Here is a 2,803-nt window from a genome sequence, read left to right as displayed (position 1 = left end):
CGTTACCCTCCACGACGTGCCCCAGCTCGCGGAGGGTGCCGAGCGGTGCCGCCGCCGCACCCGGGCCTACCAGTGCATCGCGCGGGCCGCCGGTCTGGTCGTGGTGAGTTCCGAGCACGAGCGGCGCCTCTGCGCGGCCGCCGACATCGCCGTCGACGCCGTCATCCCGCTGCCCGTCCCCGACCTCGGGCCGCCCGCCGACCTCACCCCTGACGAGCGGTCGGTCGGGGTGTTCGGGTTCCTGCACCCGGGCAAGGCCGTCGACGTGGTCGCCGAGGCCCTCGCCGCCCTGGCCGCTGGGGGTGACGCCGACATAACTCTACGGCTGTTGGGCGCCCCCGCTGACGGGCACGACGACTACGTCGACGCCGCGCTGCAGACCGCCCGCGCCGCCGGTGGGCGCGTCGAGGTGACGGGACGGGTCGACGACGAGGACCTCGCCCGCGTGCTCGGCGAGGTGACGGTGCCCGTCGCCCTGTTCCGCAACGTGTCGGCGTCCGGGTCGCTCGGCACGTGGGCCGCGGCCGGCCGGCGCCCCCTGGTCTGGGACTCGGACTACATCCGCGAGATGGAACACGACCGCCCCGGCTCCCTGCTCATCACTGACGGCACCGACCTCGCCGGCGACCTTCGGCGACTGCTCGACGATCCCTCGCCCACACGCATCCCGCCCCCGCCGCCGGGGATCGAGGAACTCGGACGCGCGTACCGCACGGCGTGGGCGCAGTGGCCGGCGGGAACCGGGGGGCCCGCATGACCCCGAGTACCTCCGTGCGCGGTGGCATCGACGTGGTCATCCCGTACTACCGCGACCAGCGCATGCTCGACCGGATCCTCGCCGCCCTCCGCGGCCAGACCGGACTCGACCACCGGGGCACGCTGCGGGTGATCGTCGCCGACGACGGCTCGCCCACCCCGCCGACGGTCCCGCCCGACGTCACCGTCGTGCGGCAGGACGATCGCGGTTTCCGTGCCTCCGCCGCACGCCACCTGGGTGCGGAGGCCGGCGACGGTGAGCTCCTGCTCTTCCTCGACGGGGACACGGTCCCCGGGCCCGGTTACGTCGCCGCGATGTGCGAGGCGCTGGAGGGCCGACCCGACCTGCTGGTGGTGGGGCGTCGTCGGTACGGGCGCTTCCCGGACCGCGCAACTGTAGTAGAGCCCGCCGAGATCCTGCCGGACCCCGAGTGGCCGGCCGGCTACTACGCCGAGACCGCGAACCTCACCCGGGGCGAGGACCTGTGGCGCGGCGTGCTGTCCGCCGTGTGCGGTCTGCACCGCCGCCTCTACGACCTGGCCGGCGGCTTCGATCCGGACATCGTCGGCTACGGCGGCGAGGACTGGGACCTCGCCTGGCGCTGCGAACAGGCCGGCGGCCGCCTGCTGTACGTCTCCGACGCCGTGGCCTGGCACGACGGCCCCGACTGGTTCGGCCGCGCCGGCGCGGACGGGGATCGGGAGGCCGCCGACCACCTCGCCCAGAAGAACGCCGAGACCGCACGCCTGGCCCCGCTCATCGCGTCGACGCTCACCCGGCCGGCCGGCGGGATCTACGCGGTGCCCTCGATCGCCGTCCACGTCCGCGCCGCCGACCCGGCGTTCGGCGGGACCGGCACGGCCGCCGCCACCTGCGCATCCCTGCTCACCTGGGGCGATGTCGCGGTGACCGTCGACCCGGCCACCCCCGACGCCGCCGTGATCGCCGAGCTCTTCGCCGACGACCCACGCGTGGACCTCCGCCCGCGCAGCCCGTGGTGGGGACCGGGAACGCTTGGGGCGGGTCCTCGTCGTCGTCCCCCCGTCCTAGTCGACATCCACCGTCCCTGCGCGCTCGGGGCGCTCGACGCGCGGCGGCTGCGCGCCCTGTGCCCACCCGAGGGGAGCGTGACCCTGGACGACGACGAGGGGCGCACCCTCGCGAACATTCGCAGCTCCCGGGCTTTGGCGCGAGAGCAGGAGTGGGGCGAGCGTCCTCCCGCGGCGCGATCGATCGCCGCGGCGGGCGTCGGGGTCCGCAGCCTGGGAGGCGACGGCGACGGTGTGCGGCTCGAGCGGATCATCGGCGGATGGTGACGGTCGGATGGCGCGACGGGGGTGACGCGCCGGTGCCGCAGCGGTGGCGCGGGGGCCCCCGACAGGACACTATTCAATGTTCTGGCAGCGCCCGGACCGGTCGGGTGCCACGAGAGGACGAGGGGGGCTGTGGACGACCGTAGCGAGCAGCGTCTGGACATCGCCGTGATCGGGCCGTCCCGGTTCCCCATACGGGAGCCGTACGCCGGTGGGCTCGAAGTGGTCGTGGCCAAGGAGGTCCTGGCCCTGCGCGCCCGCGGTCACCGGGTGACCCTGTACGCGGCCACCGGCAGCGATGGGCACAACCCGCGGTTCGAGTTCACCGCCATGGCCACCGCGGCCGGCCGCGGCGACAGCTACTACCCGCCCGGCGGCTACGAGGCGGACTCCGTCGAGTTCGAACGACTCATGGACCACGTCGCCGTGGCCGGCTACGACGTGGTGCTCAACCACAGTCTCAGCCACGTCCCGCTCGTACGCGCCGCCGAGATGGGCACGCCCATGATCACCACGCTGCACTGCCCGCGGCTCGAGCCCATGCAGGAGGCGTTCGACCAGCTCGGTGAGGCCACCGGCCACGTGCTCGCCGTGAGCCGATCCGTCCTCGGAACCTGGCGGGTGCCGCAGGGGGCCGACATCCTGCCGAACGGCGTCGAGCTCGCGACCTGGCGGCCCCGGGCGACCGGGTCCGACTCGCGGCGGGGCGCGGCGCCCCGCGCGGTGTGGACCG

3 protein-coding genes are annotated in these 2,803 nt (G+C 74.7%); all 3 read left to right on the top strand.

What is annotated here, in order from left to right; genetic code table 11:
• Positions 1–757: glycosyltransferase (locus HMPREF3086_RS02420; protein ID WP_070719996.1), on the top strand; the 757-nt coding region annotated here is incomplete at its 5' end.
• A complete protein-coding gene (locus HMPREF3086_RS02415) occupies positions 754–2,073 on the top strand; it encodes a glycosyltransferase (RefSeq protein WP_070719998.1) in 1,320 nt (439 codons plus the stop codon). The genes HMPREF3086_RS02420 and HMPREF3086_RS02415, both read left to right, overlap by 4 nt.
• 129 nt (positions 2,074–2,202) lie before the next feature.
• Positions 2,203–2,803: glycosyltransferase (locus HMPREF3086_RS02410; protein WP_141763955.1), on the top strand; the 601-nt coding region annotated here is incomplete at its 3' end.

The organism is Dietzia sp. HMSC21D01 (assembly GCF_001815995.1).
GTDB lineage: Bacteria > Actinomycetota > Actinomycetes > Mycobacteriales > Mycobacteriaceae > Dietzia > Dietzia cinnamea.
The sequence above is the reverse complement of the archived record's forward strand: the minus strand, read 5'-3'. Positions and strand labels throughout refer to the sequence as shown.